Raw genomic sequence first — 2,514 nt, forward strand, 5'->3', positions numbered from 1 at the left:
CCACGACATCGTCGCCGTCGCCGGAACCGAGGCGCTGGCGACCGCCGAGCGGGCGGGCGTCTCGCCCGACGTGCGGTTCGGGACCGTCGACGCCGTCTCCGAGGCCGCGATGAAGGGGCTTGACGTGCTGTTGCTGGCGACGACGACCGAACTCTCGAAACACACCGACACCCTGCGGGACGGCAACATCAGCTACGAGGTCGTCGATCCCGCCGGGGAGTAGCGTTTTACTCCGGGCCGTCCTACGGGAGAAAGATGGCGCGCTGGAGCGACCGGGCCGAGGAGTTGCTGTACGACGGCGAGTCCATCGAGCGACGCGTCGACGCCGGCGACTCGGCCGTGGTCGTCACCTCCCACCGCGTGCTGGCGTTCACACCGGGCGGGGACGGGTCGAACTTCCAGCAGGTCGACCGCCCGAACGTCACCGGCGTCTCGGTGCGGGGCCGCGGCGAGCGGCGGTTCCTCCGGTTGGGCGCTCGCGCGGTGATATACGGCAGTCTCCTCGTCGCCGCCGGCGTCTTCCTCCCGTTCGACACCATCCTCGGTGACGTGGGTCTCCCGCAGACCACCGGCCAGATGGGGCTGGGCGGCATCCTCGGCCTGTTCAACACGATGATCGAGTTGCTGCGGAACCTTGATGACCTCCTCCGGTTGTTCGGTGGCCTGTTGTTGCTGTTCGCGCTGGTTCCGCTGGGCGTCTACGCGTGGTCGCGCGACCGGGCGCTGCTGATCGAAGTGGCCGGCGAGGACAGCGACCCAATCGAGGTGCCGGCCGACGATGTCGAGAGCGACGTGGTCGCCGAGCAGATCCGGGCGGCCGTCTTCCCGGAGGGCGTCGACCGCGATTCGGGCGGTCGGTTAGAGAGGTTGCTACCTTGACGGTCAGAGTGTCTGTCCGTCGGGGGTTCCGATGGAGTCCGTGTACGGCCGAAACACGTACTGCGCCGGCCTGTGACCCGTGTGGTCCGGTGCCGTCTTCCGCGCCGACCAGCGTCGTAGTCCCGTCGGCAGACACCGCGACCGAGATGCCGCAGAAGTCGTGTGGCTATCGGTCTTCGGCAGCTAATCTGAAATTGGGACTTTCAGGGCCTTCCATTTCTCTCCAACAGGTACGTCCCACCAGAGAGAGGTCCGTTTCAGCCTTGGTTTGGGTTTTCTCCCTGCTGTGACATACTGTGGCGTAGGTAGTGGAACTATCTCAACCGAGTGCTGCGGAACGATTGAGTGGAACGGAGGTTTTTACGGATCGGTACCGATCTTTGAGGTATGAGCGAAACAGCAAGGCAAGATGAACCCGGAGAGTCTGAAAACGGGGTGTCGGACGAGGATGTCGTGGAAGTGTTCAAGCATCACGAGAGTCCGGCGCTTACCTCGCGGGACATCTCCATCGTCGCGGGGTGTGCACGCGATGCGGCGCGTCGGCGGCTTCAGCAGTTGGCCGACAAGGGAACTGTGAAGCGTCACAAGTCGGGCAACGTCGTGTTGTGGTGGCACCCTGACTACGTCGACGAACCGAGCGCACCGGATGAGTTAGAGTCGATAGATGTGGGCGAGACGAACAGCGTCGAGGAGATCGAGGCGAACCCGGAACCGGACGTGTCGGAGTAAGATGGGCCTCGCAGTTGTCGACTCCAACGTAGTGACGGGCTGGCGACTCTTTAGATCAGTACCACCAGCGGGCGAGCCCCATCGTCGAGGGGATCACCGAGGGACGACTCCCGAGAGCGAGGATACCGCTCCCGTTCGTACAGGAAATTCTGAAGCACGTCCAGAACAGCGCTGACTGGGCGGCATCGAAAGAGACGCTTGACTGGCTCTTACAGAGAAAGCCGATCACGCTCGACCAACCCAGTGAGTCGGATGTCGAAAACGGGAGAGCCATTTTTCGGATGAAACCGGGCTTCGAGTATCCCGATGCGATGACGGTAGCCTATATGCGCCGCCAAGGGATCGAGTACATCTACTCCTTCGACGAGAAATTCGACCGACTCAACGGAATCACTCGACTGAACGGTGACGTGGACCCGTATCCTTGAATCACAGCCAGTCGACTTTCTCGCACTCCCTTCGCTGCGCCGCTAGCGTGTGAGTACCGCAGTAGTGGTCGAGGAACGTATCCAAATCGGTCACGGCGACCAGAGAACCCAGCACACGAGTCTCGCAGTGTGAATCGTGTTCTCTCCTGACGGTACGTTCAACTGTCGCCGGTGCCAACCACCGCTCCGATGGACGCCGACGCGGTCAGGGAGCGAGCGAACGAACTCCCCGGAGAGCCGGGCGTCTACCGGTTTCTGGACGCGGCGGTCGAACACGGCGACGCCGACGACTTCACAGACGTCGAGGCGGACGCGGCGACGGTGCTGTACGTGGGCAAAGCCGTCGACCTGCGTGACCGCGTGCGGTCGTACGCCGACCCGCGCGGCGAGCGCATCCGGCGGATGGTCGACCGCGCCGCCGCCGTCGACACCGTCGTCACCGACACCGAGACCCAAGCGCTGTTGCTGGAAGCGAACC

At 63.6% G+C, this 2,514-nt stretch carries 3 protein-coding genes and 2 pseudogenes; all 5 read left to right on the forward strand.

The genetic code is table 11. The features are described from left to right. Window positions 1–223 (forward strand): annotated as a pseudogene (locus tag GJ629_RS16545) (Crp/Fnr family transcriptional regulator); the annotation flags it as partial. Between the two features lie 32 nt (window positions 224–255). Further along, window positions 256–879: a hypothetical protein gene (locus tag GJ629_RS15410; protein ID WP_157513802.1), complete on the forward strand. Its 624-nt coding sequence runs from the start codon at window positions 256–258 to the stop codon at window positions 877–879. 387 nt (window positions 880–1,266) lie between these two features. Further along, a complete protein-coding gene (locus GJ629_RS15415) occupies window positions 1,267–1,608 on the forward strand; it encodes a hypothetical protein (protein WP_157513803.1) in 342 nt (113 codons plus the stop codon). A gap of 92 nt (window positions 1,609–1,700) precedes the next feature. Further along, window positions 1,701–2,036 carry a PIN domain-containing protein gene (locus tag GJ629_RS18160; RefSeq protein WP_394350945.1) on the forward strand — a complete coding sequence of 112 codons (336 nt, stop codon included), beginning with the start codon at window positions 1,701–1,703 and terminating at the stop codon, window positions 2,034–2,036. A 189-nt stretch (window positions 2,037–2,225) separates the two neighbouring features. Further along, window positions 2,226–2,514, forward strand: a pseudogene (locus tag GJ629_RS15425) (hypothetical protein); the annotation flags it as partial.

The sequence above is a fragment of the Halapricum sp. CBA1109 genome, from assembly GCF_009741825.1.
GTDB lineage: Archaea > Halobacteriota > Halobacteria > Halobacteriales > Haloarculaceae > Halapricum.